Below are 304 nucleotides of genomic sequence, written 5' to 3'. Positions count from 1 at the left end.
CGCAACTCCACATCCTTTTCCACTTAGCATGAATTTTGGGACCTTAACTGGTGATCTGGGCTGTTTCCCTTTCGACTACGGATCTTATCACTCGCAGTCTGACTCCCGCACATAAATGTCTGGAATTCGTAGTTTATCTGAATTCAGTAACCCTTGACGGGCCCCTAGTCCAAACAGAGCTCTACCTCCAGCATCCTCTTTGCGAGGCTAGCCCTAAAGCTATTTCGGAGAGAACCAGCTATCTCTAAGTTCGTTTGGAATTTCACCGCTACCCACAACTCATCCCCGCAATTTTCAACTTACG

At 47.4% G+C, this 304-nt stretch carries 1 rRNA gene; it reads right to left on the bottom strand.

The features are described from left to right. Positions 1–304: ribosomal RNA gene (locus P0G09_RS18275) — 23S ribosomal RNA — on the bottom strand; the annotation flags it as partial.

The sequence above is a fragment of the Faecalibacterium sp. DFI.5.82 genome, from assembly GCF_029076575.1.
Lineage (GTDB): Bacteria > Bacillota > Clostridia > Oscillospirales > Ruminococcaceae > Faecalibacterium > Faecalibacterium duncaniae.
This window is presented reverse-complemented; position numbering and strand designations above follow the sequence as displayed.